Source organism: Amycolatopsis sp. ATCC 39116 (assembly GCF_000231075.2).
GTDB classification, from domain to species: Bacteria; Actinomycetota; Actinomycetes; order Mycobacteriales; family Pseudonocardiaceae; genus Amycolatopsis_E; species Amycolatopsis_E tucumanensis.
Window position 1 is genome coordinate 76,836 of the sequence record NZ_AFWY03000015.1, and the last position, 26,870, is coordinate 103,705.

26 protein-coding genes and 1 pseudogene are annotated in these 26,870 nt (G+C 70.0%); 11 read left to right on the plus strand and 16 right to left on the minus strand.

Annotated features, from left to right (window positions below; translation table 11 throughout):
* Positions 1 to 119 precede the first annotated feature (119 nt).
* Together AMY39116_RS47850 and AMY39116_RS47855 are read left to right on the plus strand one after the other, a co-directional pair.
* Positions 120 to 652, plus strand: a pseudogene (locus AMY39116_RS47850) (aldehyde dehydrogenase family protein).
* A gap of 19 nt (positions 653 to 671) precedes the next feature.
* Positions 672 to 1,412, plus strand: coding sequence for an aldehyde dehydrogenase family protein (locus AMY39116_RS47855; RefSeq protein ID WP_255346853.1), 741 nt, complete (start codon positions 672 to 674; stop codon positions 1,410 to 1,412).
* 392 nt (positions 1,413 to 1,804) lie between these two features.
* Here the strand turns inward: AMY39116_RS47855 and AMY39116_RS0318100 are convergent, their stop codons facing one another.
* From AMY39116_RS0318100 to AMY39116_RS0318145, 10 genes are all read right to left on the minus strand, one after another.
* Positions 1,805 to 2,764: a hypothetical protein gene (locus tag AMY39116_RS0318100; protein ID WP_020419049.1), complete on the minus strand. Its 960-nt coding sequence runs from the start codon at positions 2,762 to 2,764 to the stop codon at positions 1,805 to 1,807.
* Positions 2,683 to 2,982 (minus strand): NUDIX domain-containing protein, encoded by a 300-nt coding sequence (locus AMY39116_RS48155; RefSeq protein ID WP_157358598.1) that lies wholly within the window; start codon positions 2,980 to 2,982, stop codon positions 2,683 to 2,685. The genes AMY39116_RS0318100 and AMY39116_RS48155 overlap by 82 nt, the downstream gene beginning before the upstream one ends.
* A gap of 43 nt (positions 2,983 to 3,025) precedes the next feature.
* Positions 3,026 to 3,976 (minus strand): hypothetical protein, encoded by a 951-nt coding sequence (locus AMY39116_RS0318105; protein ID WP_020419050.1) that lies wholly within the window; start codon positions 3,974 to 3,976, stop codon positions 3,026 to 3,028.
* Complete coding sequence (locus AMY39116_RS0318110; RefSeq protein ID WP_020419051.1) at positions 3,960 to 4,538, minus strand: hypothetical protein; 579 nt, start codon at positions 4,536 to 4,538, stop codon at positions 3,960 to 3,962. The genes AMY39116_RS0318105 and AMY39116_RS0318110 overlap by 17 nt, the downstream gene beginning before the upstream one ends.
* Positions 4,539 to 4,766: 228 nt before the next feature.
* The gene (locus AMY39116_RS0318115) at positions 4,767 to 5,780 is read right to left on the minus strand and encodes a site-specific integrase (RefSeq protein ID WP_020419052.1); all 1,014 of its coding nucleotides are present in this window, start codon (positions 5,778 to 5,780) and stop codon (positions 4,767 to 4,769) included.
* Entirely contained in the window at positions 5,777 to 6,247 is a 471-nt protein-coding gene (locus AMY39116_RS0318120; protein WP_235716163.1) for an AbrB/MazE/SpoVT family DNA-binding domain-containing protein, read from the minus strand. The genes AMY39116_RS0318115 and AMY39116_RS0318120 overlap by 4 nt, the downstream gene beginning before the upstream one ends.
* 1,237 nt (positions 6,248 to 7,484) lie before the next feature.
* Positions 7,485 to 8,192 carry an alpha/beta fold hydrolase gene (locus tag AMY39116_RS0318130; RefSeq protein WP_027936031.1) on the minus strand — a complete coding sequence of 236 codons (708 nt, stop codon included), beginning with the start codon at positions 8,190 to 8,192 and terminating at the stop codon, positions 7,485 to 7,487.
* Between the two features lie 128 nt (positions 8,193 to 8,320).
* Positions 8,321 to 9,163 (minus strand): alpha/beta fold hydrolase, encoded by an 843-nt coding sequence (locus AMY39116_RS0318135; RefSeq protein ID WP_020419056.1) that lies wholly within the window; start codon positions 9,161 to 9,163, stop codon positions 8,321 to 8,323.
* A 125-nt stretch (positions 9,164 to 9,288) separates the two neighbouring features.
* The gene (locus tag AMY39116_RS0318140; RefSeq protein ID WP_020419057.1) at positions 9,289 to 9,741 is read right to left on the minus strand and encodes an SRPBCC family protein; all 453 of its coding nucleotides are present in this window, start codon (positions 9,739 to 9,741) and stop codon (positions 9,289 to 9,291) included.
* Positions 9,742 to 9,781: 40 nt separating this feature from the next.
* Positions 9,782 to 12,544, minus strand: coding sequence for an AAA family ATPase (locus AMY39116_RS0318145; RefSeq protein WP_020419058.1), 2,763 nt, complete (start codon positions 12,542 to 12,544; stop codon positions 9,782 to 9,784).
* Positions 12,545 to 12,669: 125 nt separating this feature from the next.
* Between AMY39116_RS0318145 and AMY39116_RS0318150 the strand changes: the two genes are divergently transcribed.
* Positions 12,670 to 13,155, plus strand: a complete 486-nt coding sequence (locus AMY39116_RS0318150) for a MarR family winged helix-turn-helix transcriptional regulator (RefSeq protein ID WP_020419059.1) — start codon at positions 12,670 to 12,672, stop codon at positions 13,153 to 13,155.
* Positions 13,156 to 13,377: 222 nt separating this feature from the next.
* Here AMY39116_RS0318150 and AMY39116_RS0318155 read toward each other — a convergent pair whose 3' ends face one another.
* Positions 13,378 to 14,301, minus strand: a complete 924-nt coding sequence (locus tag AMY39116_RS0318155) for an NADPH:quinone reductase (protein WP_235716164.1) — start codon at positions 14,299 to 14,301, stop codon at positions 13,378 to 13,380.
* Positions 14,302 to 14,516: 215 nt separating this feature from the next.
* On the opposite strand from AMY39116_RS0318155, the gene AMY39116_RS0318160 reads away from it, so the two are divergent.
* From AMY39116_RS0318160 to AMY39116_RS0318180, 5 genes are all read left to right on the plus strand, one after another.
* On the plus strand, positions 14,517 to 15,728 hold the full coding sequence (locus tag AMY39116_RS0318160; protein ID WP_020419061.1) for a bifunctional 3,4-dihydroxy-2-butanone-4-phosphate synthase/GTP cyclohydrolase II: 1,212 nt from the start codon (positions 14,517 to 14,519) through the stop codon (positions 15,726 to 15,728).
* Positions 15,729 to 15,747: 19 nt separating this feature from the next.
* A complete protein-coding gene (locus tag AMY39116_RS43135) occupies positions 15,748 to 16,596 on the plus strand; it encodes an alpha/beta fold hydrolase (protein WP_020419062.1) in 849 nt (282 codons plus the stop codon).
* A 121-nt stretch (positions 16,597 to 16,717) separates the two neighbouring features.
* Complete coding sequence (locus tag AMY39116_RS0318170) at positions 16,718 to 17,533, plus strand: alpha/beta fold hydrolase (protein ID WP_162146045.1); 816 nt, start codon at positions 16,718 to 16,720, stop codon at positions 17,531 to 17,533.
* Positions 17,533 to 18,678, plus strand: a complete 1,146-nt coding sequence (locus AMY39116_RS0318175) for an LLM class flavin-dependent oxidoreductase (RefSeq protein WP_020419064.1) — start codon at positions 17,533 to 17,535, stop codon at positions 18,676 to 18,678. The genes AMY39116_RS0318170 and AMY39116_RS0318175 overlap by 1 nt, the downstream gene beginning before the upstream one ends.
* Positions 18,679 to 18,818: 140 nt before the next feature.
* On the plus strand, positions 18,819 to 19,544 hold the full coding sequence (locus AMY39116_RS0318180) for a Crp/Fnr family transcriptional regulator (RefSeq protein ID WP_202961437.1): 726 nt from the start codon (positions 18,819 to 18,821) through the stop codon (positions 19,542 to 19,544).
* Positions 19,545 to 19,584: 40 nt separating this feature from the next.
* Here the strand turns inward: AMY39116_RS0318180 and AMY39116_RS0318185 are convergent, their stop codons facing one another.
* The 3 genes from AMY39116_RS0318185 to AMY39116_RS0318195 are packed head-to-tail and all read right to left on the minus strand — an operon-like array spanning position 19,585 to position 22,963.
* Entirely contained in the window at positions 19,585 to 20,946 is a 1,362-nt protein-coding gene (locus tag AMY39116_RS0318185) for an MFS transporter (protein WP_235716165.1), read from the minus strand.
* A 51-nt stretch (positions 20,947 to 20,997) separates the two neighbouring features.
* Positions 20,998 to 21,762: an IclR family transcriptional regulator C-terminal domain-containing protein gene (locus tag AMY39116_RS0318190; protein WP_020419067.1), complete on the minus strand. Its 765-nt coding sequence runs from the start codon at positions 21,760 to 21,762 to the stop codon at positions 20,998 to 21,000.
* Between the two features lie 37 nt (positions 21,763 to 21,799).
* Positions 21,800 to 22,963: an FAD-dependent monooxygenase gene (locus AMY39116_RS0318195; RefSeq protein ID WP_020419068.1), complete on the minus strand. Its 1,164-nt coding sequence runs from the start codon at positions 22,961 to 22,963 to the stop codon at positions 21,800 to 21,802.
* 221 nt (positions 22,964 to 23,184) lie between these two features.
* Between AMY39116_RS0318195 and AMY39116_RS0318200 the strand changes: the two genes are divergently transcribed.
* The gene (locus AMY39116_RS0318200; protein ID WP_157358591.1) at positions 23,185 to 23,733 is read left to right on the plus strand and encodes a flavin reductase family protein; all 549 of its coding nucleotides are present in this window, start codon (positions 23,185 to 23,187) and stop codon (positions 23,731 to 23,733) included.
* A complete protein-coding gene (locus tag AMY39116_RS0318205) occupies positions 23,733 to 24,080 on the plus strand; it encodes a VOC family protein (RefSeq protein WP_020419070.1) in 348 nt (115 codons plus the stop codon). The genes AMY39116_RS0318200 and AMY39116_RS0318205 overlap by 1 nt, the downstream gene beginning before the upstream one ends.
* A gap of 16 nt (positions 24,081 to 24,096) precedes the next feature.
* Here the strand turns inward: AMY39116_RS0318205 and AMY39116_RS0318210 are convergent, their stop codons facing one another.
* Positions 24,097 to 24,690, minus strand: coding sequence for an NADPH-dependent F420 reductase (locus AMY39116_RS0318210; RefSeq protein WP_020419071.1), 594 nt, complete (start codon positions 24,688 to 24,690; stop codon positions 24,097 to 24,099).
* Between the two features lie 115 nt (positions 24,691 to 24,805).
* A complete protein-coding gene (locus tag AMY39116_RS0318215) occupies positions 24,806 to 25,426 on the minus strand; it encodes a hypothetical protein (protein WP_020419072.1) in 621 nt (206 codons plus the stop codon).
* A 450-nt stretch (positions 25,427 to 25,876) separates the two neighbouring features.
* Here AMY39116_RS0318215 and AMY39116_RS0318220 point away from each other — a divergent pair, with 450 nt between their 5' ends.
* On the plus strand, positions 25,877 to 26,851 hold the full coding sequence (locus AMY39116_RS0318220; RefSeq protein ID WP_063710168.1) for a transporter: 975 nt from the start codon (positions 25,877 to 25,879) through the stop codon (positions 26,849 to 26,851).
* Positions 26,852 to 26,870: the final 19 nt, after the last annotated feature.

Consider the following 26,870-nt stretch of genomic DNA (forward strand, 5'->3'; position numbering starts at 1 on the left):
GTGCGATGCTGCCGCCTCGCCGCTTCGTGTTGCCTGTCCTCGTAACGATTCAAGCCCGCCGATGAGAAGCCCCGATGTCCGAGACAACCCCTCCCGCCGTGTACCAGGGATTCGACCGCATGTTCCTCGGCGGGGAGTGGCGTGCCGGAAGCGGCGGTCCGCTCACCGACTCGGATCCCTACACCGGCGACGTACTCACCGAGATCACGCCGACTGGCCACGGCGACGTCGACTTCGCCTACCGCGCGGCGCTGGAGGCGCAGCGCGGGTGGTCCGCGACGCCGCCGGGGGAGCGGGCGGCGGTTTTCGAGCGGGCGACGCGGATCATCGGTGAGCGGCAGGCGGAGATCGTCGACTGGCTGGTCCGGGAGGCCGGCGCGACCCTGGCCCGGGCGGCTGTCGAGGTCGGCATCGTCCAGGCGGTCACGGCCGCCGCGGTGCGGCACACCGAGGAGGTGGTCGTCACCACCGATTCCGACGTGCCGGACAAGGAGAACCGCGTCTACCGCCGGCCCGCCGGGGTAGTCACCGTGATCAGCCCGTGGTGGCGCCCGCGCTGGCACTGGGCAACGCCGTCGTGATCAAGCCGGCCGAAGACACCCCGGTGACGGGAGGGCTGTTCCTGGCCAAGATCTTCGAAGAGGCCGGGTAGCCGGCCGGGGCGGGGGATCATCGCGAAGGCCGGGATCAAGCGGCTGTCTCTGGAGCTGGGCGGCAACGGCCCGCTGGTGATCCTCGACGACGCCGACCTCGAGCGCGCCGTGGAATGCGCGGTGTTCGGCAGCTACTACCACCAGGGTCAGATCTGCATGGCCACCAACCGGGTCATCGTCGACGCATCGGTGCACGACGAGTTCGTCGACCGCTTCGTGGAGCAGGCCCGTGCACTGCGGGTGGGCGATCCCCGGGACCCGGCCACGCAGATCGGCCCGGTGATCAGTGACAGGCAGCTCGGCACCGTGCGGGACAAGATCGAGCGTGCGGTGGCCGGCGGCGCGCGGCTGCTGCTGTCCGGCGAGCCGACCGGACCGACCGGCCGCGTGCTTCCGCCCCACGTCCTGCTGGGCGACAACCACGTCGCCACGGCGGCCGAAGAGGTGTTCGGCCCGGTGGCGACGATCATCCGGGCGCAGGACGAGGAGGACGCCCTCCGCATCGCCAACGACACCGACGCAGGCTTGTCCAGCGGCGTGTTCACCGAAGACGTGGAGCGCGGCCTGCGCTTCGCCCTTCGCGTCGAAGCGGGCATGACGCACATCAACGACACCACCGTGCACGACGACGTACACATCGCCTTCGGCGGCGAGAAGGCATCCGGCCTCGGCCGTTTCGGCGGGCACTGGGTGGCGGAGGAGTTCACGACCCAGCACTGGATCAGCATCCAGCACAAGCCGCGCGACCTGATCTACTGATCGTCCGAGGACGCCCTCCGCGGCGGCTGCCCATGATGATCAGCTGTCCGCGGCGGGGAGTCCTGGTCGTGAGGGAACCGCGGATCGCGGAGAGGCCGTGCGTCAGTGGGTGCGGAGGCGAGTGCCTGGGTAGCCAGTCAGAGGCCCATTGGCGTCGTCGACGGGAGGCCTGTCGACTGCTCACCAATTGCCGGCTTAACAGTTGACCTGTGTCCCGACCGTCTCGATGGGGCAGGCGCCCTCGGTAACCAGCCTCACCAGCCGATGAGCACGAGGTGCCTGCCCTTGGCTGGGTCACGCTCACGCGAGAGCGTCCTTCGAGCAGGGTCCGCACGCGGCGGCCGATTTCGTCGCGGATGGGACGTACCGCCGGTTTGGGTCGGATTCACAGGTTACGAGGTCGGGTCAGCCTGTTCGATCTCGTGTTCGGCCGAAAGGTGGTCGAGGTTGACGCGGTGGGTTGTGCCGTCCAGCTCGCGGATGACGGCGATGGCGCCGCCGAACTCCGGCGCGAACTGGTCATGGTTCTCGCCGAGCTCGAGCGCCCCCGGCTTAGGATAGGGTTCACCTAACAGATCGGTGAAGCTGGCGAGAACGCCCAGGACATGCTCCCGCATGACGTCCATGACCGAGTGCAGGCTGCGCACTTCTCCGGGGTCGTCGCTGATCTGGAGACACGCCGTATGAGCGAAGGTAGGCACCAGGTCCACAGTCGTCCCGCCGGGCGGACGGCGCAGCTTCACGCGAGCGATAACGTCGCCGTCGCCTGTTGGGCCTTCGCGCCGCCACTCCTGCACCACCTCCATTGGAGGTGCCGAGCGCACGAGCAGCGGCCCGAAGTCGAACGCGGTACGGCCGAGGACATGAACCGCGCGGTGCTTATCTACATTGGACATCCAGCGCAGGATCTCTAGTGGCTGGGTGTGGGCTTCGCTGCCACCATGAAACGGTTGCACCGACTCGACGAAATCCCACAATGGTGGCGCCACCAGCGGTTGCAGGTCCTTCGCGGCTCTCGTGAATTTCTTGCGCTCGGTGTGGATCGGGAAAGTCACGCGGTGCGGTTCGGCAGGTGTTCCGCTGTGTGCTTCCACGGCCGCCCAGAAGCTGTGGTCAAGTGCGGCACGCAGGTTGGTGAGTACGTCGCCGATCAGCACGCTCCACCGCTCCGGGTACGGATGGATGATTCGCAGGCGCCAGTGCACGGCCAACACTGGGTTGGTGGCGTCGCTGGCGTTGTCGGTCCGGTCGTAGACGTAGGAGTCGTTCGCTATCCACTCCCGTCCCTCGCGTGCGAGTAGGCGTTGGTGTTCGGCCGCCCGAGCCCATTTGATCCACGAAGAACGCAACATCCACTCAACCTAACCAGTGCTGTGGAGAGGTGTCGCGCCAGGTTGATGAGGACGCCGACTTTTTCGTGGGCTTCTCGTGCTTCTGCGTGGAGAACGGATTCGCCGGCGTCGAGTTTGCCGGAGTTCAGGTGCCAGGGGCGGTCGAAGGCGGGGTTGGTGTCGCGGCGGCGGGTAAGCGGGAGGTTGCCGTTGTCGACGAGGAGGATGTGTACGCCGATGCGGTGTCGGTCTGCCGCGCGGTGAGGCCACGCGGTGGCCCCGCTAGTCTTCTTCTTCGAGCGAGCGCACCGAGATCAGCTGGTACCGCGCGCGGTCCTGACCAGTTCCGGACGTTCGTACGCGAACCTCGGCAAGCACCTCAACGCGGTGGTTGTACATGGGGCCAAGATCGGCACGTACGTCGTCACTCGCTTCCAGGGTAATCCTGTCGCCGTTGTCCAGTAGTAGGTCGAGCGCTCGCACCTGACTTACGGTCTGTAACACACCAACGAGGGTCGTACGGTCGACGTCCACCCTTGCTTCGGTGATTGCATCTCGCAACGCGACTGCGGTTGAGCGGCGTACGGCGGCGCGATCGGTTGCCCGGCCGGCCTCTTGCCACGAGAGATCGAGTAGGACCTCGTCGTCAATCACGGCCTCCGCAAGTTTCACCAGTTGGCGTGCGACCCGCGGGCCTAGCGGGCGCAGTTCACTCAACAATTGCTCGCGATCGAGCGGGTCGGCTTCGCGGATCAGGTCGATGAGCCGATGCATACTGCGGTCGGCCAGCGTCACCTCGTGCCACAACGCCGGACGGGGGTCGCTCGCCGTGTCGGTTGGCCCGGCCGCGAACTTCAACACGAGTGAACCGGGGAGTGGTTCCGCAACCAACCTCAGTTCGGTGGCTGCACGGGCGACTTCCGGTATCCGGCCGCGCAACCCGGCTGGCTCACCGCGAAGCGCGGTCGCCACCGCAGCAACAAGGTCTTGCAGCGCGCCGAGCACTCGAATGGTGGTCCGCACCGGTATGGAGTGGTTCTCGACCGCGTCGCCGTGAAGCCGGATGACCCCTCGGGACTGTTGGTCGCCATCTTGATCAGCCGCAAACGCGGCAATGCTCAAGGCGGCCAGCTCGTTCGCGGTTTCCCAGGCGGGAACTGAGCTGAGGTCGACGCCCGAGAAGAAGTCTGCGGGGGAGCTGAAGCTCTCGAACGAGCTATCGGGGGTAGTCATCGAGCTTCACCTCCAGGTAACCACGCTGCGGGATGGTATCCGCAACGACGATGGGGCTGTCCTTCGCTCCAGCTCGGCAACGCTGCCAGAAGTCGTCCCAGTGGCCGCGAGACTGGTAGTAGCTGACTTCATCATCGGTCATGGTCGGCCCCGGCTTTAGGATCGGCCGCCACTGCACGAGGTAGGTGTCCAGGCGCCGTCCGGCGGGTTGGTGGAACCTCTTCCCTTGAGCAAACGCGGTGAGGTATCGCGCCCTGGTGGGTTCATCGGCGACGAGGCGTTCTGCGGCGAGTCCATCGATGACGAAGACGATGTCCATATCGTCGGGTTCGGGCTTCGAGCTGACGTAGCTGCCGCTGATCCAAGCAGCATAGACCGGCACCAGACGACCTAGCACGACCTTGGCCCGTTCCCAGTGTGTCCAAATCTCTTTCCTGCGCTGAGTTCCAGTGAACTGCTCGGCGTCCACGAACGCGCTCCGGAATTCTTCGATGGTGCAGTGATGACGACCGACAGGTAAGTAGCCTGTCGCATCATCCAGCGCAGGGACGGGCAAAGCCATTTCCGATCGTTCGTTCCGTGCCCCACGTAACGAACACCACGGCGGTGTCAGCTGCACGGAGCGTGGTCAACTAGGACTATCCGAGAGTCGCACCTCAGGCACAGTCTGTTACAGAGCGGCTCAAGCCTGTACGCGATTGTGGCGCGGCGACACTGGGGAGCCATATCTCCCCAGGTCAGCGCGACAGCGCGACATAGTTCATATCTGAAGGTCACTGCACTCGTAGCTCTAGGCGAGCGGATGTGGCTCTCCGGTGAGGGCGGCGAGTGCGGCGGCTACCTCGTGGATGCTGGCTCGGACGTAGGTGGTTGTGGTGCCCTGGTCGCTGTGTTGGTTGGTGTGTCCGGCGTAGGCGCGGGCGATGGCGTAGCCGAAGTTGCGTTCGACCCAGGTGAGGGTGGTGTGGCGGAGCCAGTGGGTGGAGATCTGCTGGGTGGCGACCCAGGGGAGATGTTTGCCGAGTCGTGTCCAGAGGTGGTCGTAGCGACGGGTGGTGATCGGACGGCCGTCGGTGTAGCGGAGGAGTTGTCCGTGGCGTGGGGCGTGGCGGTGGGTGGCGTGGTGTTGGAGGTGGGTCATGAGGGTTGGTGAGACCGGTTGCCAGCGGACGGTTTCGCCTTTCTCGCGGAGGAAGATGAGGCATTGGTCGGGGTCGAGGTCTTGGGGGCGGAGGGCGAGTGCGCCCCCGCGGCGGCAGGCGGTTTCGGTGTGCAGGCGCAGGATCAGGGTGTCGAGGGCGGGGTCGTTGCCGGTGGTGGCGGCGACGTGGTTGATCTCGGCGAGGCGGGTGTCGGCGACGGCGCGGCGGGTGGAGGGCAGGCGGCGGGGTTTGGCGACCTTGCTGGCGGGGTTGTCGGCCGGATCGATCAGTCGGTCGTCTTCGGCGTGCCGGTAGAGGCAGCGCAGGGCGGCGATGAGGTGTTCGCCGGCGCTGCGTCCGCCGCGGGCGTTGCGCCGCGGGACGACGTTGATCTTCACGTGTTCGACCAGCTGCTTGATTTCCGATGGGGTGGGTTCGTCGAGACGGCGGTGTCCCCAGTGGGCGTCGATGCGGTTCCAGTAGGAGCTGTAGACGCGGCGGGTGCCGTCGGTGACCGCGGCTGAGACGATCGGGATGTACTCGGCGAAGGTGGGCACGGGTGGCCGTGCGGCGGGCGCTGCGAGGAGGTCCTCGGGGGACAGGCCCAGGCGGGTTAGCAGCAGGCGCGCGGCGTCCAGGTCGGCTGACGACGGCGTCGTCATGCGGGATCACCGCCCAGAGCTTCGGTGTGGCGCTGGGCGAGGAGGTCGTCGAGTGTTGCGGGCGGGTGGACGATGACCAGGTCCAACTGCGGGTGAGTGACCAGGAGGACGCGGTCGCCGGGGACCAGGCCGCAGCGGTGCCGGACGGCGGCGGGCAGGCGGAGGTGCCCCTGCCTGGTCACGCTGAGCACACCATGGTCGTCACGGCGGATGAGGAGGAGGCCATGCGCTTCGCGGATGTCCACGCGGGTGCCTGGCGTCCAGGAGAGTGCGGTCAGCGCGGCCCGGTCGGCGACGCGGCCCCGACAGTCCACGGCCGCCATCCCGTAGACGACGCTGTTCGTTCGGGGCGCCGGCATGGCGGGGAGTGGCAGCGTTCGACGGGTCGTCCCGATGCCGACAGCGGTACAGCCATCGTGGGGGGAAGGAGTAGCCGGGATGACCGGCTTGATCACGGTGCCGGTCACGAGGACCACCGCCAGAAGACACACCGACGCGGCCTACATGCCGCAGTCAGGTGGTGGAGTGCACTCAGGCACTGGTACGTCAGAGGTGGCAGATCTGCCACGAAAGTGTGTCCGAGGGGGGTATCGACCATTACGCCCACGCGCTCTACCGGCGGAATCATTTTGAGCTGCCGTAGGGGAAGGGGCTTCATCGCCGGGCGGATGTGCATCCTGTGTGAACCCCGGGGCGCAGGTGCCGGACATCTTAGCCGGGACGGGCGGGTGCCAGGCCGAGGAATGCACTGACCAGGCAGCCGCTGTCTTTCGTCCGCGGATCGACACCGAGCGGTCGGTCGAGCAGGTTCTCGGAGGTGCCGCGCGCGGCGGCCGCGAGGCCGCTCCCGAGCTAAGCGTCGAGTTTGGCGCCGTTCGTGTCGGCGCGCTCGAACAGCTGGTGTCCAACTCGACGTGGATGACACCGTGAGCCTGCTTGCTGTTGCGCCTTGAGCGTCGCTCACGCGCGGAGCTTCATCGGGCGACGCGGCGGAGCTGCTGTTCGATTTCCGCGCGGACGGCCAACGAACGGAAGGTATCGCTCAGGTACCGAGCTGTGATGCGCTCCTGGTCGACCGTCTCGCGGAGTACGCGGCCGACCTACCGGTACCACGGCGGTCCCCGCAGAGGCCCTTGGCTCACCGGCGAAAGTCGGCCACGGATGGTTTTACGCCCCGAGCCGGATCGGGATGTCGCGGGCCGGCTCGGGTGGGCCAGCCGGAGATGGCCCGGACAGGCCGGCTCCGGCGGCAACGACATCTGTCATTGGTCCTCTTCGATCGCCAGGTGATGCCGGAACCGCCCGGCACGCTGGACACCGTCGTCCTGGTCGACGCCTCCGCGCCACGCGTTGATCGAGGATTTGCCACCGGTGCGGACCGGGAGGCCGGGCCAGCCGTTCTCCGACGCCCGGGCGATGGTGGAGGGGCCGTCTACCGCGACCGGTGCGGGATCGCATGCGGGGATGTGCCGGCGGTGTCGGTCCCTGGCGGACAATCTGGACCTGGCACCGCCGGTCTACCGAGGCGGGCCCTGGGATGTGGTGTCCCAGCGGCTGCCGGCCACCGCGGACGCAGCCGGTGAGATCGACTGGGCGATCTCGGTGGATTCCACACGAAACCCAACGGCCGCCCCCAGGGGCACCGCGGTCCGGACGGACTGCACCGCGGGCGGCCGTGCCGTTGAGGGGAACGAGGAACGGTGGTCAGGCGCCGGCCGCACGCAGGACGAGATCGGCGACCTCGGCCGGGTGCGAGGCGAACACCGCGTGCGACGCGCCCTCGATGCTGACGACCTCGCCCTTGGCCCGCTCGGCCATGAAGTGGTGCGCGGCGGCCGGGATGTTCTTGTCCGCCTCGGCGATCAGGAAGTAGCTCGGGACGCCGGCCCAGGCCTGCGGACCTTCGGCGGCCTCGTTCAGCGCCGCGGCGGTGATCGGCCGCTGGGTAGCCGCCATCACCCGGGTCGTCTCCTCGGGCACGTCTGCCGCGAACTGCTGCCGGTACAGCTCCTGGGCCACGTACATGTCCTGATTGCCGTCGGGAAGCGGGACCGGGCGGAGGGTCTCGGCGAGCGTGCTGCCGGGGAACCGCCCGGACAGGTCCGCGGCGCTCTCGCCGGTTTCGGGGGCGAAGGCCGCGATGTAGACCAGGGCCGTGACGTTGCCGGCGCCCGCGGCGGCCTTGCTGATGACCATCCCGCCGTAGGAGTGGCCGACCACGACGACCGGGCCGTCGATGGTGTCGACCAGCGCGCGCAGCTGGGCCGCGTCGAACGCCACCGAGCGCAGCGGGTTCGCCGCCGCGACGACGCGGTGCCCCGCGGCCTGCAGGCGCTCCACGACGGGACCCCAGCCGCCGGACTCGGCGAACGCGCCGTGCGACAGGACGATGGTCGGCTTGGTGGTGGCCATGGTTTCCTCCGTGTGGATCGGGTTTTCGTTCGTGCTGACGGAAACCATGGTCGCCCGGACAGCCGCGGAACAGCGTCCGTCAGATGACCGTGGCCGTGACGGTCGCTGACCGGTCACCGGGGTCGCCGTCAGGGGAGGTCGGCGAGGAGTTCGGCGACGCGGCCGGGGACGGACAGGAACGCCGAGTGCGACGCGGGTAGCTCGACGACCCTCGTGAGGTTCGCGGGGAAGGCCGCGTCGGCCTGTCTGATGAACAGCCGCTGCAGCGGAGCCGGGATGGTGCGGTCCTCGGTGCACACCACGTAGCTGCGGGGGAGCGAACCCCAGCCGTGCGCGGTGAGTTCCGTGCTGTCGGTGACCATCGCCAGTGGTGCGTCGCAGCTCAGCAGTGCGGCCGCGGCCGCGGCGGTCGAGGGATCGACGTCGCCGTAGAAGGCTTCGCGGATGGCGTCCTGGACCGCGGGGTCGGGGCTGCGGGGGTCGATCCGCAGCGCGCCCGTGGCCGCCGGGTCCCCGACCAGCAGCGGCATGAACCGGTTGCTGCTGCCCTCGGGCAGCGACGGGTAGGCCAGGCAGGGCGTGCCGGTGGCGGGCATGTAGGCGGCGAGATACACCATGTGGGAGACGAGGGCCGGTTCCCGCTCGGCCGCCCTCGTCAGCACCGCCCCGCCCATGCTGTGGGTCACCACCGAGACGGGGTTTCCCCCGCCGGCTCGCGACAGCTGGGCGATCAGCAGGTCGGCGGCGGCGTCGAGCCCGATCCCGGCGACCGGCGACGGTTCGGTGGCGTAGGCCGCCGGGTCGAACGGGCGGCGGTGCGCCGCGAGCGGGGATTTCGCCAGCAGTCCGTGCGCCGCCATGTCGACCGCGACCCCCGCGCGGCCGCGCGCCGCGAGCTCAGCGATGACTTCCGTCCACGCCCACGAGCCGTGGTAGAAGCCGTGCAGCAGGACGATCGGCGCATCCGCCATGGGCCCACACCTCCGAAACGGTTCAGCACCCGGACGATACGGGAGCCGGAACGCCGACAGGCGGGTCGCTCACCGTGGTGAGTGACCCGCCTGTGTGGACCGTCGTGCGGAGAACCCGGTGCCCGTCACGGCTCGGGCGGCAGCGTGTCGAGCCAGCCGCGCGTCAGCTCGGCCCGCCCGGTGGGCGGCAGGGCCGCCAACCCGCGGGACGCCTCCTCGAAGATCACCAGTGTGCCACCGCCGGGGTCGTCCAGGAGCAGCCACGACTGGTAGAAGCTCAGCTGGTCGCCGACCGCGGCCCAGCCGAACCGGGTCGGCGGGACGAATTCGCCGACGATCCCGTCGAAGGTGTGCGGCGGGGACACGACCACGAACCGGCTGCCGACGGCCAGGTCCTCGACGATTTCGGTGCGGTCCACCGCGCGCTGCCACTTCGGCCACTCTTCGACGGCGGCCAGCTTCGCGAAGACCGTGTCGGCGGGCGCGGAGGTGCGGCGCCGGTGGTTGACGAAGCTGTCGCAGCGGTCCGGTCCCCAGCCGGGGGGCCAGTGGATCCCGGGGTGCGGGTCTGGGTTCATACCGTTCAGGGTCGCCGCGCCCGGTGGGGGACAGCACCCGTCACATGACTGTGGTGTCCACCTGCTCGTCCTGCTCGTAGGTGGTCAGCGCGTCCCGCAGCGCGGCGCGCGAGGTGATGCCGAGCTTGGGGAAGATCTTGTACAGGTGGTCGCCGACGGTCCGGTGCGAGATAAACAGCCTCTGCCCGATCTGCTTGTTGGTCAGGCCGGCACCCGCGAGTTCGGCGATTTCGCGCTCCTGCGGCGTCAGTGAAGCCCGGCCCTCCGGCGCCGACCGGCGAGTCAGCCCGGTCGCTCGCAGTTCATTGGCAGCGCGGTCGCGCCAAGGCGTCGCTCCGAGCGCCGAAAGGGTGTCGTGCGCGAGCGTCAGCTGTTCGCGCGCCGCGCCGGTGTCGCGCAGGCGGCGCAGCCGCACGCCGTAGGCGAGGCGCACCCTGGCCACGTCGAACGGCCACTGGTCCGGGTTCGGGACCGACAACGCGGTTTCGAACCAGTCGCGGGCGGCGTCGTCCTCGGCTGCCAACGCGCTGGCAGCGGCGCTCAGCAGGCCCAGCCGTGGCGACACCGTGTCCAGGTGAGCTTCGCGGAGGGTGGCGGCGTGCGCGGCCGCCTCGGCCCGGCGCCCCGTGTGCAAGCCGGCTTCGACGAGGTCGAAACCGGCCCACAAGGCCGTGGGCCGGTACGGCGCGAGCTGCCCGGCCGGGCTGAGCCGGGTCGCGTGGTGGTAGGCGGACTCGTAGTCACCGGCGGCGATGTCGGCGAGGGTGCGCGCCTGCAGGGCGAAGAAGGTCACGCCCGCGGCCTGGTGTGCGCCGGCCCAGCGGATCGTGTCGTCGGTCAGCTGCCGGGCGGCCTCGACGCGGCCTCGCGCGGCCGCGACGAGCGCGTGCACCCAGGCGAAGTACCAGCGGAAGAACCGAAACCCGTGTTCGGCGCAGACGACGAGTCCCTCGTCGGCCCACTCCCCGGCCTCGGTCCAGCGGCCACCGTGGAAGGCATCGAGCGCCAGGTGGATCAGCGCGCCGAGGTGGCGCCGCGCCGGGCCTTTGCCCTGTCGGCGGGTTTCGGCCAGGCGTCTTTCGGGGGCCCGCAGGCGGTGCAGCCGGTCGGCGAACAGGGCGGCGGTGCCGATCCGGACGAGCTGGGTCGGCTCGGGGTCGGTGCCCACGGAGTCGATCAGAGTGTCGAGGGTGGCGATGTCCTCGGCGGAGGCGCGGGCGGGGTCGGTGAAGATGATCGCGTTCACCCGGGTCACCGGCGTGGGTGCCGGCTTCAGCCGGTCGACCAGGGCCCGGTACGCCTCTCCGGCTTCCTCGGTGCCCACCCACCAGCTGATGAGCATCAGGCTGTGCATGGCCTCGGTCAGGACGGGGTCGTTCGCGTCGAAGCCGTGTTCGCCGGCCTCGATCGCCCCGGCCAGCAGCTGGTGCGCTGTCGTCACGTCGCTCTCGGAGTTGATCAGCAGGTGCGCGGCGGCCGCGGCGGCGTGCAGCGAGTGGGTCTCGAGGGATCCGGTGCGCCGCGCGTCGCCCAGCAGTCTGCTCGCGGTGGCCATCTCACCGCCGGCTTCCGCGCCGATGTACGCGGCTTCGGCCAGGCGGCGGCTCCGGTCGGCGGCTGCCGGGCTGAGCTCGGCCGCGCGAGTCAGCGCGGTGACGGCACCGAGGGCGTCCCCTTGCCGGAGGATGTCCTGCGCCGTGGCTTCGAGCTGACCGGCGATGTCTTCGTCCGGACCGACCGCCGATTCGGCGAGGTGCCGGACCCGCCGTTCCGGGGCGTCGACGACCGCGGCCAGCGCGCCGTGCGCCCAGCGCCGGTCCCGTTCCGATGCCGCCTCGACGACAGCCGCGCCGATCAGCGGGTGGCGGAAGCTCAGCCGCCCGCCGCTCAGGTGCACCAGCCGGCTCTCCTCGGCAGGGGCGAGATCGTCGAGGTCGCAGGTGCTGCCACCGGCCGTGCGCAGGCGGCCCGGCTCGGTGGTGCTGCCGAGCGCGCCGAGCAGCAGCATCAGCCGGCACCGCTGCGGCAGGTCGCGCACCCGGGAGGTGAACATCGCCTGGAGCCGCTCGGACAGGGGCAGCACCGCCGGCAGCGTGGTGAAGTCGGTGCGCTGGTCGCCGTCCAAGGCGGACGGCAGTTCCAGCAGGGCCAGCGGGTTGCCGGCCGCTTCGGCGAGCAGCCGTTGCCGCACCGCGGGCGCCAAATCCGGAAACCGGCGGTCGACCAGGGTCCGGGCTGCGGCGGTGGGCAGTGGCGGCAGGACGACTTCGGTCAGCCCGCTGTTGCGGAAGTGACCACGCTCCGCGGACCGGCACGCCGCCAGGAACACGATGGGGCTGCCGACCAGGCGGCGCGCCACGAAGCCGAGCACCTCGGCACTGGCGCGGTCCACCCAGTGGAGGTCGTCGACGACGATGAGGATCGGGTTCTCGGCCGCGGCGGCGCGCAGGCACAGCAAAGCGGCGTTCGAGACGACGAGCCGGTCGGGAACCTGGCCGATTTCGAAGCCGAGCGCGCACCGCAGGGCCGTCCGCTGTCCGGAGTCGAGAGACGTCATCTCGTCGCCGAGCGGGAACATCAGCTGGTTGAGTGTGGAGTAGTTGACGTCGGCTTCGAACTGCACGCCCGCGGCTCGCAGGACGCGAACGCCGCGCCGGGCTTCGCCGTCGGCGAATTCGTCGAGCACTGCTGTCTTACCGACACCGGCGTCGCCGACGACCAGCATGGCCCCGCCCCGGACGCCCGCGCCGTCGAAGAAATCCCGCAGCGAAGTGATGTCTTGCTCTCGGCCGATCAGCTCCACCGGTCGATCCTCCAGAAGTACGGCGGTCTCGGCAAGGGACTCGTTCGTGGCGTGCGGCTGCGGAGCCGGATCCGGTGGCTAAGGTGTCGACGACAGCATCGGCGGCCGAGAGGGGAGTGCGGCGGATGGCGACGCGCGCGGACCGGAACGCGACCGACCCGGATCTGGGCGTCCTGGCCGGAAGGCTCCTCTTCGCGGTCCAGCGTGAGTTGTTCTCCAGGCTCGCCGCGCTGGGGTTCGGCGACTTGAAGCACCGTCACGGCGCGGTGCTGGCGTACCTGGACGAAGAAGGGGTGCGGGCGACCGAACTGTCGCGGCGGTCCGGCCAGTACAAGCAAAACATCGGGACGCTCGTCGACGAGCTGGAGGTCCTGGGATACGTCGAAAGGCGACCGGATCCCAGTGATCGCCGAGCGAAGCTGGTCTACCCGACGGAACGAGGTCTGGTCAGGATGCGGGCCGCGGACGAGATCATGGCCGACATCCAGCGACGGCACGCGCGTCGCCTCGGCCGGGAACACTACCGGCAGTTCAAGGCCATGCTCACCGACATCACCGAACACCAACGCGCTCACCTCCGTTCCCTGGGCGAGGACGAAGGATCAGCCTGAGCCAGGGGAGCGGTACGTCGTATCGACGGTCTCGCTCCGCGCGAAGCCGGGTCCCCCCTGTTTGTCCAAGTTCATGACTATCATGACTCTGGTCCAACCGGCAACACCGCGCGGTTGAACCTCCATGAACACCCGGGGACACGGGTCGTTGGGGCACGGTAGTCAAGAAGCATGACCAAGCCACTGAGGCTCAGCGGTCGTCAAGCGGCGGCGAGGCCGGGTTCATTCACGGAGGTCGATGATGACTTTCCCGGTCACGCCGGCTTCGACGGCCTCGTGGGCCGCGGCGATTCGCGCGAGGCTGAAGGAGTGGACCGGCAGTGGGGTGAGCGCGCCTGCCGCCGCCGCGGCGGTCACCTCCCGCGCTGCTTCGATGACCGCATCGCGCGGCGCGCTGTAGACCAGCAGGAAGCGGATCGTGACGAGCGACGTCAGGCTCGGCAGTAGTGGCAGTTCGAGCGTGGGGCGGTCGACCGAGTACGCGACGATGCGCGCGCCGGTCGCGCACACGGCCGTGTCGAGTTCCCAGTTCGCCGCGGGTGCGACCTCCACGACGCGGTTGATGCCGTCGCTGAAGGCCCGGATCCGGGTGATCGCGTCCTCCGTGCGGTAGTTGACAACGAGGTCGGCGCCGGCTTGCGAAGCGAGTTCCGCTTTGGCGGGGCTGCTCACCGTGGTCGCCACGCGGGCCCCGGCCCACTTGGCGAGTTCGATCGCGAAATGGCCCACCGCGCCCGCGCCGCCGGCCACGAGGACGTCGGTGCCCTGGAGCGGTCCATCCGGGAACAGGCACAGGTGCGCTGTCAGCGCGGGAACGCCGAGGGACGCGCCGAGCTCGTCCGGCACGTGGTCCGGGAGTGGGACCGCTTGTTCGTGTGGCACGACGCACTGTTCGGCGGCGGTGCCCCACGGGGAGGACAGGGCCGCCATCCACAGCCACACCCGCTGCCCGACCCGGTCGGGTGCCACGCCGGGGCCGACGGCGTCGATCCTCCCCACGCCGTCCATGTGGGGCACCTGGAACCCGTCGATCCGGCTCGGCGTCCGGCCGTCACGCCGTTTGACGTCGCTGGGATTGATGCCGGACAGGGAAATCCGCACGCGCACCTCGCCCCGCCCGGGCTCACGCATCTCGAGATCGCGCACTCGGAGGACCTCACGGGCCTTCCCGGTCCGGGTGTAGACAGCGGCGCGCACCAGGGGCCTGCCTCTCGTGATCGGTGGGATTCTGATCAGCACATTCTCACAAGAGAGCCCCGCGTTCCCAGTGCCTTGAGTCACTCGTGAACGAGACCCAGGTTCCCGACAAGCCTCATTCGGCCGAGCACGATCGACCGCAGTGAATCGACGAGGAGGCGCTGATGAGCCACACCACAGGGGCTTCCGATGCGGTCGGCGACGCTGTCGCCGCGCTGCGGGCGGGACGGCCGATCATGCTGCTCGACGACCGGACGCGCGAGGACGAGGGCGACCTCGTCATCGCGGCGGAGCGGGCGGACCCCGAGCTGGTCAACCTGCTGATCAGCGAGGGGCGCGGTCTGCTGTGCGTCGCCGCCGCCCCGTCGGTGATCGACCGGCTCGACCTGCCCCAGATGGTGCGTGACAACTCCGACCGGCACGGCACGGCGTTCACCGTGTCGGTCGACGCGACGGGCACCGGCACCGGAATCTCCGCCGCTGACCGGGCGGCCACGATCCGGGCGCTGGCAGACCCTGAGACTCGCCCCGGCGACCTCCGTCGGCCGGGGCACGTGTTTCCGCTGCGGGCCGTCGCGGGCGGGGTTCTCGAGCGCCGGGGCCACACCGAGGCATCGGTCGAGCTGGTCGCCATGGCCGGTTTGGTACCCGCTGCCGCGATCTGCGAGGTGCTTGACGGCGAAGGGGCGGCGGCTGACCGAGCCCACCTCACGGCGTTGGCGCACCGCCTGGACATTCCGATCCTCGACGTGGGTGCCGTCGCCGCCGCGGTTGCCCGCCGTTCGGATGCGGCGGAGGCGCTGCTCCCGAACCGGTACGGGATCTGGCGTACCGTCGGTCACCGAGCGGCGGACGGGACCGAGCACCTCGCCCTGGTCCTCGGTGATCCGTCCACTGTGGAAGCCCCGCCGGTCCGGGTGCACTCCGAGTGCCTCACCGGCGATGTGCTCGGCTCGTGGCGCTGCGACTGCGGTGAACAGCTCGACCTCGCGATGGCGACGATCGCCCGCGCCGGCGCGGGCGCCGTCATCTACCTGCGCGGGCAGGAAGGTCGCGGGATCGGCCTGGTCGACAAGATCCGCGCTTACGCCTTGCAGGACGGCGGCTGCGACACCGTCGAGGCCAACGTGCGGCTGGGGCTGCCCGTCGACGCCAGGGACTTCGCGCCGGCCGCGGAACTACTGCGCCGGCTGGGGATCCCAACCGTGCGGCTGCTCACCAACAACCCCAGCAAGGCACTCGCGTTGCAGCGCAACGGCATCACGGTGCACGAGTTGGTCGCGGTGCAGGCCCGGCCGCGGCCGGAGAACCGCCGGTACCTCGAAACCAAACGACGTCGGCTGGGACACCGACTCGTCGCGGGTGACCTGACCTGACGACCCGAAAGGAAGAACGATGGGCTTCATCACCGTCGACGGAATGCGCACCCACGTGCTGGACGAGGGCTCGGGACCACCCGTGGTTCTGCTGCACTCGGGCGAGTACGGCGCGTCCGCGGAGACGTCGTGGTACGACGTCGTCCCGGCCCTTGCCGAGGCCGGCTACCGCGCCGTCGCCCCCGACTGGCTCGGTTTCGGACGCACGGACAAGATCGTCGACTTCTCGGACCCCACCGGGCGGCGGTTGCGGCACCTGGCGGCGACGATCGAGGCGCTGGACGTCGGATCCGCCGCGTTCGTCGGGAACTCGATGGGCGGCACCTACCTGGCCCGGGATCTCGCCGCGGGCGGGCGGTACTTCCGCGCGGAGGCCGCGGTCGTGGTCAGCGGCGGGGGCTTCGTCCCCGACAACGACGCCCGGAAGGCCATTGTGGACTACGATCTGACGGAGGCGGGAATGGCCCGCATCCTCCGGACGGTCATGCATTCGCCGCGCCTCGCCGACGATCCCGGCTACGTCCGCTGGCGGTACCGGCTCAGCCTCGAACCGGGCGCGTGGCAGTGCGCGGCCTCGGCGCGCCTGCGCCCGCCCGGCGCGGAGACCGGCACGTCCGGCGGCGAGTTCGGCAAGCCCGACCGCACGGTCTACGAGAACATCGCGGTCCCGACGCTCCTCGTCGCGGGAGCGGACGACCCGTTGCGACGGCCCGGATACGCAGAGGACATCGCCGCGCGCATCCCCGACGTCGAACTGCTCGTCTACCCCGAGTGCGGGCACCTGCCGCACATCGAGCACCCGGAGCGGTTCCGCGCGGACCTGCTGTCCTTCCTCGCCCGTCGGTACCGGAAGGGGGCCGTTCGGTGACTCCGCTCACTGTGGCCGGTGACGGCGGTCGTAGCAGGTCGGGGCCCGCGGACACGAGCATGACCCCAGGCCGCCACCGAGCGGCCGCCGAAACCATCGAGAGCGTGTGAAAGGGGTCAGCGTGGACAGCGAACGCCGCAAGCTCCGGGCCTGGGCCGCCGAAGTGCTCGTCGCGGACAGCGGGTCCGCCGGGCACCCGGACAGCCCACCCGACCTGCCGATCGTGGTGCTGCACGGAGAGGAAGGGCCGGAGAGCGTCCGGGCTCTCGTCGAGGGCCTCGGAGGGACCCACCGGGTGCTCGCGATCACCCACCCGGGCTTCGACCGACGGCCCCGGGTTCCGGGCGTCGACCGGCCGCAGCACCTGGCCTACCTCTACCTGGACCTCCTCGACAGTGCCGGTATCACGCGGTGCGCGATCATCGGATCGTCCCTCGGGGCGTGGATCGCCATGGAGATGGCGGTGATGGAGCCGCGGCGGTTCGCCTCGGTGACGCTGCTCGGGCCACTCGGCGCCAAGTTCAACGGCCGCGAAGAACGCGGTTTCGCCGAGGTCGTGGTCGAGTCCGCGGACCGGATCCGCGAGATTCTCTACGCCGACGGCGCACGGGATCCGTGGTGCAGCCGGACCGAGCCGGAGCAGATCGTGGAGCGCGCCGAGTACCGCGAGACGTTCATGCACTACGGCTGGGAGCCCTACCTGCACAACCCGGTCCTGCCCGCGCTGCTGCCGCGGATCGGGGCGCCGACGCTTGTGATCGCCGGCGACGAGGACCGGCTCACCCCGCCCGGCTACTACGAAGCCCTCACGGGGCGCGTCGCCCGCGGCCGCCTGGAACGCGTCGCGGGTGCCGGGCACTACCCCGAGATCGAACGTCCGGACGAGACGGTCGAGCTGATCCGGAAGTTCGCCCTCACCGGGAAGGAAAACCGCTGATGCAAACCTGGTACTTCACCGAATGCCCCTATCCGGACCTGCCGGACCCCGACACCTACGACTCCATCCGGGTGACGCTGCCCAACAAGCACTTCGATCCGGTCGTCGGGGCCGGGCTCTACGACCGCTACCTCGACCTGTGGCAGCAGGCAGACGAGCTCGGGCTCAACGTGATGACCAACGAGCACCACGCGACCCCCACCTGCATCGTGCCGGCGACCCCGCTGATGGCGACGGCCCTGGCGCGGACCACGAAGAACGCTCGGATCCTCATCCTCGGCAACCCGGTCGCCAACCGCCGCGACCCGGTCCGGCTGGCCGAGGAGATGGCGATGATCGACGTCCTGTCCCACGGCAGGCTGGAGGTCGGGTTCGTCCGCGGCGTCCCGTTCGAGATCCTCCCCGCCAACAGCAGGCCCACCGGCATGCATGAGCGCATGTGGGAGGCCCAGGATCTGATCAAGAAAGCCTGGACAGAGCATGACGGCCCGTTCTCGTGGGAAGGCACGTGGCAGTACCGGTCGGTCAACATCTGGCCGCGGCCCTATCAGCAGCCCCACCCGCCGATGTGGGTCACCGGCACCAGCCCCAGCAGCATCCCGCCGATCGCTGAGCGCGGGCACACGATGGCGTGCTTCGTGACCGGACCCGATGTGGCCAAGCGGCTTTATGAGGACTACCGCAGGACGTACACGGCCACGCACGGGACGGAATGCCCTTCGGACCGGCTCGCCTACGGCGTCGGTGTCTACGTGGCGGATTCCGAGGCGGAAGCGCGTTCCGGCGCCGAGAAACTGCGCTGGTACTTCGACGCCAACAAGGTGCCGCCGTACCTGACCCACCCGCCCGGCTACAGCGCGCCGAAGCTGCACGCCGCCCTTGGCTCGTCCTCGGCCCCGGTCCCGCACGCGCTGAAGGCGCGGGGGCAGACCATGGAGTGGATGACCGAGAACGGCGTCCTCTTCGCCGGGACTCCCGACCAGGTGGTGACCCAGATCCGCCGCTTCCACGACCACGTCGGCGGCTTCGGGAACATCCTGATGATGGGGCATGCCGGGCACATGACCCACCGGGAAACCGCGCGCAGCCTCGAGCTGTACGCGACCGAGGTCGCGCCCCAGCTGCGCGAACTCACGGCGGTGTGATCAGCGGGGCGCCGCCGGCTGTCGTCCGGCGGCGCCCCGGTACGAGGGAGGTTAGGCTCACCATGACTTCTGCCCGAGGACAGGACCGCTGGAGCGTCGCGACGGCACGGACGCATTTCGCCGGTGGGGAAAGGGGCGTCATGGCGGGTGCCTCCCTCCATGCTCAGGACGCCGGGGTCCGGGCCGCGTGGAACGACAGCTTCCTTGGCCGGTTGCCGGGTGAGGACTACCGGAACGAGCTGCTCACCGAAGCCGTCGTGTCCACGTTCGCGGCCGGGCACCTCGTGCAGGAGACCGACTACGCGTGGCTTACCGAGCCGTACCCGATCACCCTGGTGGTCGACGGCGTGTTCCGCGGATTCCTGCGGAGCCCGCAGGGCCGGCAGGCCACGCTGCAGTACATGCGGCGGGGCGACAGCTGGGGACTTGCGCGCTCGATCAGCGACCAGCCCGCGTTCGAGCAGCACCTGCACTTCCAGGCTCTGGTCCCGTCCCGGCTGCTCATGATCCGCGGCCCGCGGTTCCGGGCTGCCGTCGAACGCGACCCGGCGGTCGGTTTGGCCCTCTCGCGCGAGCTGGCCCGGCTGATGATGCTGCGGACCAGTGCGCTCGAGGCGAGCGTCTTCGCCGACACGGCCACCCGGATCGCGCAGCACATCTCCCAGCTCGCGATGTCCGACCCGGACGGCGGACTGCCGACGGTGTGGCTGTCGCAGCAGGAGCTCGCCGATTCGGTCGGGACCGTGCGGGAAGTCGTCAGCCGCATCATCGGCCGCTTCCGGTCGCAGGGGATCGTCCGTTACAACGGCCGTAAACTGGAAATCCTCGACGTCGAGGCCCTCGAGCAGGAAGCCGTCATCGAATAGGGCCCGGCCCCGGGAATCGCAGGCGGGGCCGGGCACCGTCCTAAGAGGAGCGTTCGGAAGCCGCCTGCGGCAGCGGCTCCGCTGCGGTGGCTCGCCGGGCGCTGCGCGGGAGGGCGAGTACGAGCACCGCCCCGATCAGCAGCGGCACCGCCACCGCCATGAATAGTGAGCGGTCCGACCACCCCGCGGACACCGCCACGCCGACCGCGATCGGGCCGAAGATACCGCCGACGCGGCCCACGCCGAGTCCCCAGCCGACACCAGTCGAGCGCATCTCGGTCGGGTAGAACATCGACGTGTACGCGCTGACGCTCTTCTGGCCGCCACTGACGCAGCACCCCGCGACGAAGTTCACGACCAGCACCACCCACAACGGCAGATCCAGGGCGAAACCCAGGAAACCCACACTGACGAACCCGATGAGGTAGAGCGCGCCGAGGGTCTGAGCCGCGCCGATCCGGTCCATGGCCGGACCGATGACCACCGCGGCCGCGATCCCGCCGACCGTGGTCAGCGTCGTGGCGGCGACGACCGCGCTCGGCGAGTAGCCGGCCTTCCCCAGCAGGGTGGGCAGCCAGCTCTGCAGGGCGTAGAACACGGCGAGGTTGATCGTGAACGCCGCCCACAGCAGGAGTGTGCCCATCACCCAGCGGTGAGAGAACAGCCGCGCCAAGGGAACGCGGTGTGTCGCTTCAGCCGGCTCGCCGAGCACTTGGACGTCCTGGGGGAGCGACGGGTCGAGCCGTCGCAGGAGGTGGGCCACCGGGCGGCCACGGCGCAGGCAGACGGTCGGTGATTCCGGCAGCCGACGCCACAGCAGCGGGACCAGGAGGACCGGAGCGATGCCGCCGACGAGGAAGACCGAATGCCAGCCGTAGACCGGGATCAGAGCCCCCGAGACAGCGCCGGCCACGACGAAGCCCAGCGAGTATCCGCAGTAGATGACGAGGACGAACGTCGCCCGGAGCCGCTTGGGGGCGTACTCGCTCGTCAACGCGATCGCGCTGGGCGTCGCCGCGCCGAGCGGGATCCCGGTGAGCAGCCTGATCACGAAAAGAGCCTCGACGGACTGCGCGAACACCGTCAGCAGCGTCAGCACGCTGAACGCCGTCGTCGCGGCCACGATCATGGTGCGGCGTCCGACGCGGTCCGCCAGCGGCGAGATCACCAGGTAGCCGATCATGAGCCCGATCAGGGCGGCCGAGAAGACCGGTCCGAAGGCTGCCGACGGCAGGTGCCAGTCGCGGGCGATGGCGGGCGCGGCATAGCTGATCGCCTGGGTGTCGAACCCGTCGAGGAACATGACGAGACCGCACAGGGTGAGCACGCCGTACTGCAGCCGGCCGAGCGGGCGGTCGTCGAGGAACTGGGGGAGCCGGACGGTAGGGGGTGAAGAGGGCACGATCAATACCTCGCTGTATCTGTTCGTGGGGGTTTTCGTACGCCGGAGCGGCTAAAGGCTGCGGCCGAGCGCCGCGGCGTGCTTCCGCAGCACCGGCAGGAATTCGCGGTGCATCTCGTCGATCGACGCGCGGGCGGCGAAGGAGCTGGTCGTCATGGCCGCCCGGACGCGGCCCGCAGAGTCGGTGACGGGAACGGCCATGGAGCGCATGCCGAGTTCGAGCTCTTCGTTGGTGTAGGCGACGCCGTCGATGCGGGCCAGCTCGATCCGGTCGCGGATCTCGGACCTGGTGACGAGCGTGTGAGGTGTGGTCCGGACCGGGGTGCTCGCCTCGAGGAGGGTTTCGACGGAGTCGTCGGGGAGCCCGGCCAGCAGGACCCGCCCGGAGGCCGATGCGTGCACGGGCAGCCGCGCGCCCAGGCGTACCCCGGTGTTGACGATGCGCTGGACCTCCGCGCGGGCGACGATGAGCGCCTCGGCGCCCTCCAGAACCGCGACGGACACTGCTTCGCCGATCTCGTCCCGGGCCACGGTGACGATCGGCTGGGCGAGCCGGGGCACGTCGGCGACCTCGAAGTAGACCGAACCCAGCCGGATCATGCGCGGGGTGGGCTTGAACCGGTTCCCGTCGCGGTAGAGGTAGCCGAGGTCGGCGAGGGTCAGCAGGCACCGGCGGGCCGCGGCCGGGCTGAGCCCGGTCGCCCGGGCCGCCTCGCTGACGGTGAGCTGCGGCTGTCCGGCGGTGAAGGACTCGATGACCGCCAGCCCTTTCGCCAGCCCCGCCATGCCCTCGGGGCCGCGTTCCGGGCCGCTCATGACGCCCGCGCGACACGGGCAGGATGGATTCGTCCGTTCACCGCGCCAGTACCTCCCGCGCGTCCTGCTCGACGTCGTGATCGTAAAGCCAGGCGCGGAACACGGCCGCGTCGGCGATTTCGGCGTCGCGCTGGGCGAGATCGGTGTAGGCAGAGTCGTAGCGCCGCCCGTTCGCGCGGGCGCCGTTCTGGACGATCGTGGTGCGGGGCTTGCGCAGCGCCTCGTAGGCCGCCAGCGCGTCCGGGATCCGGTCTGGCGCGGCTTCCCGTAGCACGGACGCGAGCGCGACTCCGTCCTCCATGGTCTGGTTCGCGCCTTGGCCGAGGTGGGGCAGCATCGGGTGCGCGGCGTCGCCGAGCAGAGCGAGGCGCCCCCTGGTCCAGGACGCCAGCGGTTCGCGGTCGTAGAGTCCCCACCAGTAGGTCGTGTCGACGTGGACGAGGAGCTTGCCGATCAGCGGGTCCCACGATTCGAAAGCCGCCCGCAACTCGTCGGGGTCGCCCTGGCCGGACCACGACTCATCGACGCCGGCGGGGTGCGGGAGGAACCCGACGTAGTTGAGCAACCGTCCTCCGCGCACGGGGTAGACCATGAAGTGCTGCCGGTCGCCCATCCACACCAGTTGGACGTCGGTCGGCCACTCCGGAACGGCTTCCGACGGGACCAGCCCGCGGTAGGCGACGTGGCCGGAGTAGACGGGGGCCGCCGGTTGCACGACGTGGTGCTGGAGGCCGGAACGGATACCGTCGGCCGCGACGACCGCGTCGGCGTCGATGGAGGTGCCGTCGGCGAACAGCACCCGCGCGCCACCGGCGTCCTGGCTGAAGCCGACGCAGCGCCGCCCCGTGGCGACTGTTCCGTCCGGAAGGGACGCGGCCAACGTCTCCAGCAGGTCGGCCCGGTGCATGCCGTAGACCCCGAACTCCCCGGCCGAGTCCGAAGTTGGGATGTCGCCGACCGGCGTGCCGTCGGCGTGGCAGTACCGGGAACCCGCGCCGATCCGCGCGCCCAGGGTTTCGACGGCGTCGGCCAATCCCATGCGGTGCAGGTGCCGGATGCTGTTCGGGGTCACCAGGACGCCGGCCCCCACTTCGCGCAGGGTGGCCGCCTGCTCGTGGACGGTCACGTCGAACCCGCTCCGGAGCAGGGCGTTCGCGGCGCACAGCCCGCCGATCCCGCCCCCGACGATCGCGATGTGCACAGTTCCTCCGTGATTGTTTTCGCTATTCGAAAAGTATTCGGTTCTCTTTTCAGAGTGACCATCGGGTGCTTCCGGCGTCAAGAGTCAGGGCGCAAATGTTGTCGTCGAGGATTTTCGGATATCGAAATCGCGCGGCTGGAATAAAAGTCACAGACAACCCCTCCGCCGCCGAGCACGATCTCCCGCGACGACGACGTTGGGAGGCGATGATGGTCGATCGGATGTCGCATGTGGACTCCGGCGAAACGGTGCGTGGGGTGGAGAACCTCGTCGAGGCGGCCCAGTTGCGGCAGACCTGCGCCACGTGGCCGACGGGGGTCGCGGCCGTCACCAGTGCGGGCACCGATGGGGTGCCGGTCGGTCTCGCGGTCAACTCGTTCACGTCGCTGTCCCTCGAACCGCCGTTGGTGCTGTTCTGTGCCGCGCTTTCCTCGACGACGTGGCCGCGGATCCGTGCCGCGGGGCGGTTCCTGGTGCAGGTTCTCGCCGCGGACCAGCACGACGTCGCCGAGGTGTTCGCCCGCTCGGGTGGCGACAAGTTCGCCGGCCTGGCTTGGCACCGGCGCGACGGGCTGCCCGAGCTGGCCGGGATCTCGGCGGTGCTGAAATGCTCGTTGGTGGAGGTGCACACCGGCGGGGACCACGAGATCGCCGTGGGACGGGTCGAAGCCGTCGAGACGTTCGGAAAGCGTCCGTTGGTCTTCCACGACGGCGCCATGCACACGCTGCCGCTCCCGCGGGTGGCCGGTTCGGGTGCGGAGGAGCGGTGATGAGCGGGAAATCGGTCAGGTTCTGCGTGCTGCCGGTGTCCGACGTGGCCGCCTCGGCCGCGTTCTACGCCGCGCTCGGCTGCACGGAGCGCGGAGTGGACGGTAACCGGTGGGCCGGGCTCGCATCCGAGTACGTCGCGCTCTCGCTCTGCGGCCCGGCCGATCCGAAACGTCCTTCGCGGCCTGCGTTCGCCGTGGTGGTCGACGACGTCCCGGCCGCGCTCGCGGAGGCACTCGAGGCCGGTGGGCGGGTCCTGTCCGGGACTGAAGGGGCCGACGTCCAGCTGACCGACCCGGACGGGAACCACGTCATGCTGATCGAACGGCGGGCTGACGGGAGCGGGTGATCCGGCCGGCCCGCGTTCAGGCGGATGCCAGCCGGACCAGGTCGTGACCGACCAACGGGCCGCCGTTGGCCTGGTGCAGCCGGCCGCCCGCGGCCAGGCCACCGAGGTCGATCGGGGCGTACCCGAGGTCGGTCAGGACGGCGGAGAACTGCTTCTTGGCCTCGTGGTCGTCGCCGGAGACGAACAGCACCCGGTTACCGGCCGCCGCGTGGGGCGCCGCCGCCAGGCTCGCCGCGAACAGGTGGTTGAGCGCCTTCAGCACACGCGCGCCGGGAGCCAGCGCGGCGACCTGTTCGCTGGTCGTCGGCTCATCCGGGCGCGGGCGCACCGAGAAGTCATTGGTGGCGTCGACCAGAATCCGGCCGTCCCAGGCGGGCAGGCCGTCGAGGACCGCTGTCACCTGGGGCCGTGGCACGGCGAGTACCACGATCTCCGCACGCGCGGCCTCCAGGCGAGTGCCGGCCGACGCTCCGGGACCGAGTTCGGCCACCAGTCCGGCGAGCGTGTCCGGCCCGCGGCTGTTGCTCAGCAGTGCTTCGTGGCCGCCCGCCACCAGTCGCCGCGCAAAGGCCGCGCCGATCGCGCCTGCGCCCAGGATCCCGATTCGCATGGTCTTCCTCCTGTCACTTCCGGACACCGGCGATGATGCCCGGCTCGACGCCTTTCCCGCACCAGTCATTCGACCGGAGTGCGACGGGTACGCCGGGGCCGGCACACCGGCCACTTCAGCGACGCTCCAGTTCGCGCCCCAGATCCTTGCGCAGGTGGATCTCGATGAAGTCCCTGAGGTAGCGGTCGTGAGCCAGCTCGTCGAAGGCCGCGGACAGGGTGTCGTCCGGGGTCTCGGTGAGGAGGACGATGCGCCACAGGTTGAGCGGATCGTCCTCCGCGCCGGCCACGGAGTGCTCCACGTGGAAGATCGGCTGGCCGGTGCCCGCGGTGAGGACCCGGCCGTCCGGTGTCGTGAACCGCTCGGCGCCGATGAAGAAGGCCCGCCGGTACTCGTGATCGAGGCGTACGTGCTCGACGACCGTCCCGTAGTGGTCGCGGTCGGCCCACAACCGTTGCTCCGACACCCGCGTGAAGTCCTCGATCCGGCCCCTGAGCACACTCGGGAACTTTTCCACGCTGCCCGGCTTCACGCCGTGCAGATACACATCGGGTGCCACCGCCTTGCGTACCTCCATGTCCCACAGGTGAGTGCCGGTGTAGGCGAAGGGAGGCCGCACGTCATAGCGTTCGCGCAGCACCTCGTTCACCTGCACCGCCGGCAGCTCCACCGACGTGGTGCCCGGCGCCTGCCACGCCTGCTCGAAGATCTCTTGGTGATCGAGCGTCCTGGTCATGTTGTCCCCTGTCCGAAGTGGTACGAGTTCAAGCTAGTCCAGATTTATGACTAAATCCACCCGGCCTCGCAGACTGACCGCGGGCCTCTTGCAGTGGTTCGCCGCCAAGCCGACGCCGCCTTCCCCGCTTCGCACGCGGCTTCCTGTCCGCACCCGATCGTGTCGCCGACCGGGGGCCTTCCGTCATGACCGGCCGCCGATGATCGTCGCCACGACGGTCATCTGACGGGCGCAGTCCCGGAGCGTTCCGCCGACCATGGTCTTCGTCAGCAGGAAACAAGCAGCTCACGACGTCCGCCCACGTGACCGGGGAGGCGCCACCGCCGGGGCTCTCAACGAGGCCGGGGGCCTGGTGCCGTGCGCCGCGAACGCCTGAACGCCCCACCGGTTACCCACCCGGCACCGCTTCCTGCGGCGGTGCCGCCGTCGCCACCGTCCACGGAGGACACCATGACCAGAACCCTCGGCCATCGCCCAGCAGCCCCGCCTGCCGCCGTCCCCCGGACGGGACGGCTTCCGTTGACCACCCTCGCCATCGGCTTCGGCTTGGCCGGGCTCGCCGAGGCGTGGACCAAGGCGGCTCCCGCCCTCCGCCTTCCCCATGTGGTCCCGCAGGCATTCTGGATCCTCGCGGTGATCGCGTGGGTCTGGCTGCTGGCCGCACACGTCGTCCGAGGAAAACGGAGCGGGCAACCACTGCGGGACCAACTACGGCATCCGGCGCAGGGGCCGATGGCGGCGCTGGCGCCGGTCACCGGGATGCTCCTCGGCGGTACTCTGTCCGGCTTCTCGCCCGCCGTCGGCCGGAGTCTGTTCTTCCTCGCGTTGGCGGCATCGGCGCTGCTCGCGGCCTGGCTGTTCGCCTCGTGGTTCGAGGGACGGCTCGACCTGGCGGCGATGCACCCCGGCTATCTTTTGCCGACCGTCGCCCCGGGGCTCGTCGGGGCGGACGTCGCGGCGGCGCTCGGCTACCCCGGGCTCGGCTGGGCGCTGTTCGGCGTCGGGACGTTCTTCGCGTTCGTGATGACGGCGATCGTCGTGCTCCGCTTGGTGTTCCACACTCCGCTGCCCGACGCCCTGCTGCCGACCACCGCGATCCTGCTGGCCCCGCCCGGCGTCGCCGGGCTGGCGTGGTTCTCCCTGCACGGGCACACCGCCGACCCGGTCGCCCAAGCCGTGGTGGGTGTCGGCGTCGTGCTCCTGCTGGTGCAGGCCGCGATGCTGCCGCGGTACCGCAGGCTGTCCTTCTCGCTCGGCTTCTGGTCGTTCACCTTCCCGCTCGCCGCGGCGGTGGCGCTGGCCGAGGAGTGGCTGGAGATCACCGAACCCGCCGGATGGCGCGTGCTCACCGGCGTTCTCCTCACCGCCGTGACCGCGTTCATCGCGGTGATCGGCCTGCGTTCGGCCCGGTTGGGGAGGGCGTGACATGCCACGCCGCTACCTC

Coding starts and splice junctions, on each gene's coding strand:
- AMY39116_RS0318130 (WP_027936031.1), bottom strand. CDS start 8,192: ATGGCCACCACCAAGCCGACCATCGTCCTGTCGCACGGCGCGTTCGCC.
- AMY39116_RS0318140 (WP_020419057.1), bottom strand. CDS start 9,741: ATGAACCCAGACCCGCACCCCGGGATCCACTGGCCCCCCGGCTGGGGA.
- AMY39116_RS0318175 (WP_020419064.1), top strand. CDS start 17,533: ATGCAAACCTGGTACTTCACCGAATGCCCCTATCCGGACCTGCCGGAC.
- AMY39116_RS0318160 (WP_020419061.1), top strand. CDS start 14,517: ATGAGCCACACCACAGGGGCTTCCGATGCGGTCGGCGACGCTGTCGCC.
- AMY39116_RS0318190 (WP_020419067.1), bottom strand. CDS start 21,762: ATGAGCGGCCCGGAACGCGGCCCCGAGGGCATGGCGGGGCTGGCGAAA.
- AMY39116_RS0318205 (WP_020419070.1), top strand. CDS start 23,733: ATGAGCGGGAAATCGGTCAGGTTCTGCGTGCTGCCGGTGTCCGACGTG.
- AMY39116_RS0318105 (WP_020419050.1), bottom strand. CDS start 3,976: ATGACTACCCCCGATAGCTCGTTCGAGAGCTTCAGCTCCCCCGCAGAC.
- AMY39116_RS0318215 (WP_020419072.1), bottom strand. CDS start 25,426: ATGACCAGGACGCTCGATCACCAAGAGATCTTCGAGCAGGCGTGGCAG.
- AMY39116_RS0318200 (WP_157358591.1), top strand. CDS start 23,185: ATGTCGCATGTGGACTCCGGCGAAACGGTGCGTGGGGTGGAGAACCTC.
- AMY39116_RS0318150 (WP_020419059.1), top strand. CDS start 12,670: ATGGCGACGCGCGCGGACCGGAACGCGACCGACCCGGATCTGGGCGTC.
- AMY39116_RS43135 (WP_020419062.1), top strand. CDS start 15,748: ATGGGCTTCATCACCGTCGACGGAATGCGCACCCACGTGCTGGACGAG.
- AMY39116_RS0318210 (WP_020419071.1), bottom strand. CDS start 24,690: ATGCGAATCGGGATCCTGGGCGCAGGCGCGATCGGCGCGGCCTTTGCG.
- AMY39116_RS0318115 (WP_020419052.1), bottom strand. CDS start 5,780: ATGACGACGCCGTCGTCAGCCGACCTGGACGCCGCGCGCCTGCTGCTA.
- AMY39116_RS0318110 (WP_020419051.1), bottom strand. CDS start 4,538: ATGGCTTTGCCCGTCCCTGCGCTGGATGATGCGACAGGCTACTTACCT.
- AMY39116_RS0318220 (WP_063710168.1), top strand. CDS start 25,877: ATGACCAGAACCCTCGGCCATCGCCCAGCAGCCCCGCCTGCCGCCGTC.
- AMY39116_RS0318135 (WP_020419056.1), bottom strand. CDS start 9,163: ATGGCGGATGCGCCGATCGTCCTGCTGCACGGCTTCTACCACGGCTCG.
- AMY39116_RS0318180 (WP_202961437.1), top strand. CDS start 18,819: ATGGCGGGTGCCTCCCTCCATGCTCAGGACGCCGGGGTCCGGGCCGCG.
- AMY39116_RS0318100 (WP_020419049.1), bottom strand. CDS start 2,764: ATGTTGCGTTCTTCGTGGATCAAATGGGCTCGGGCGGCCGAACACCAA.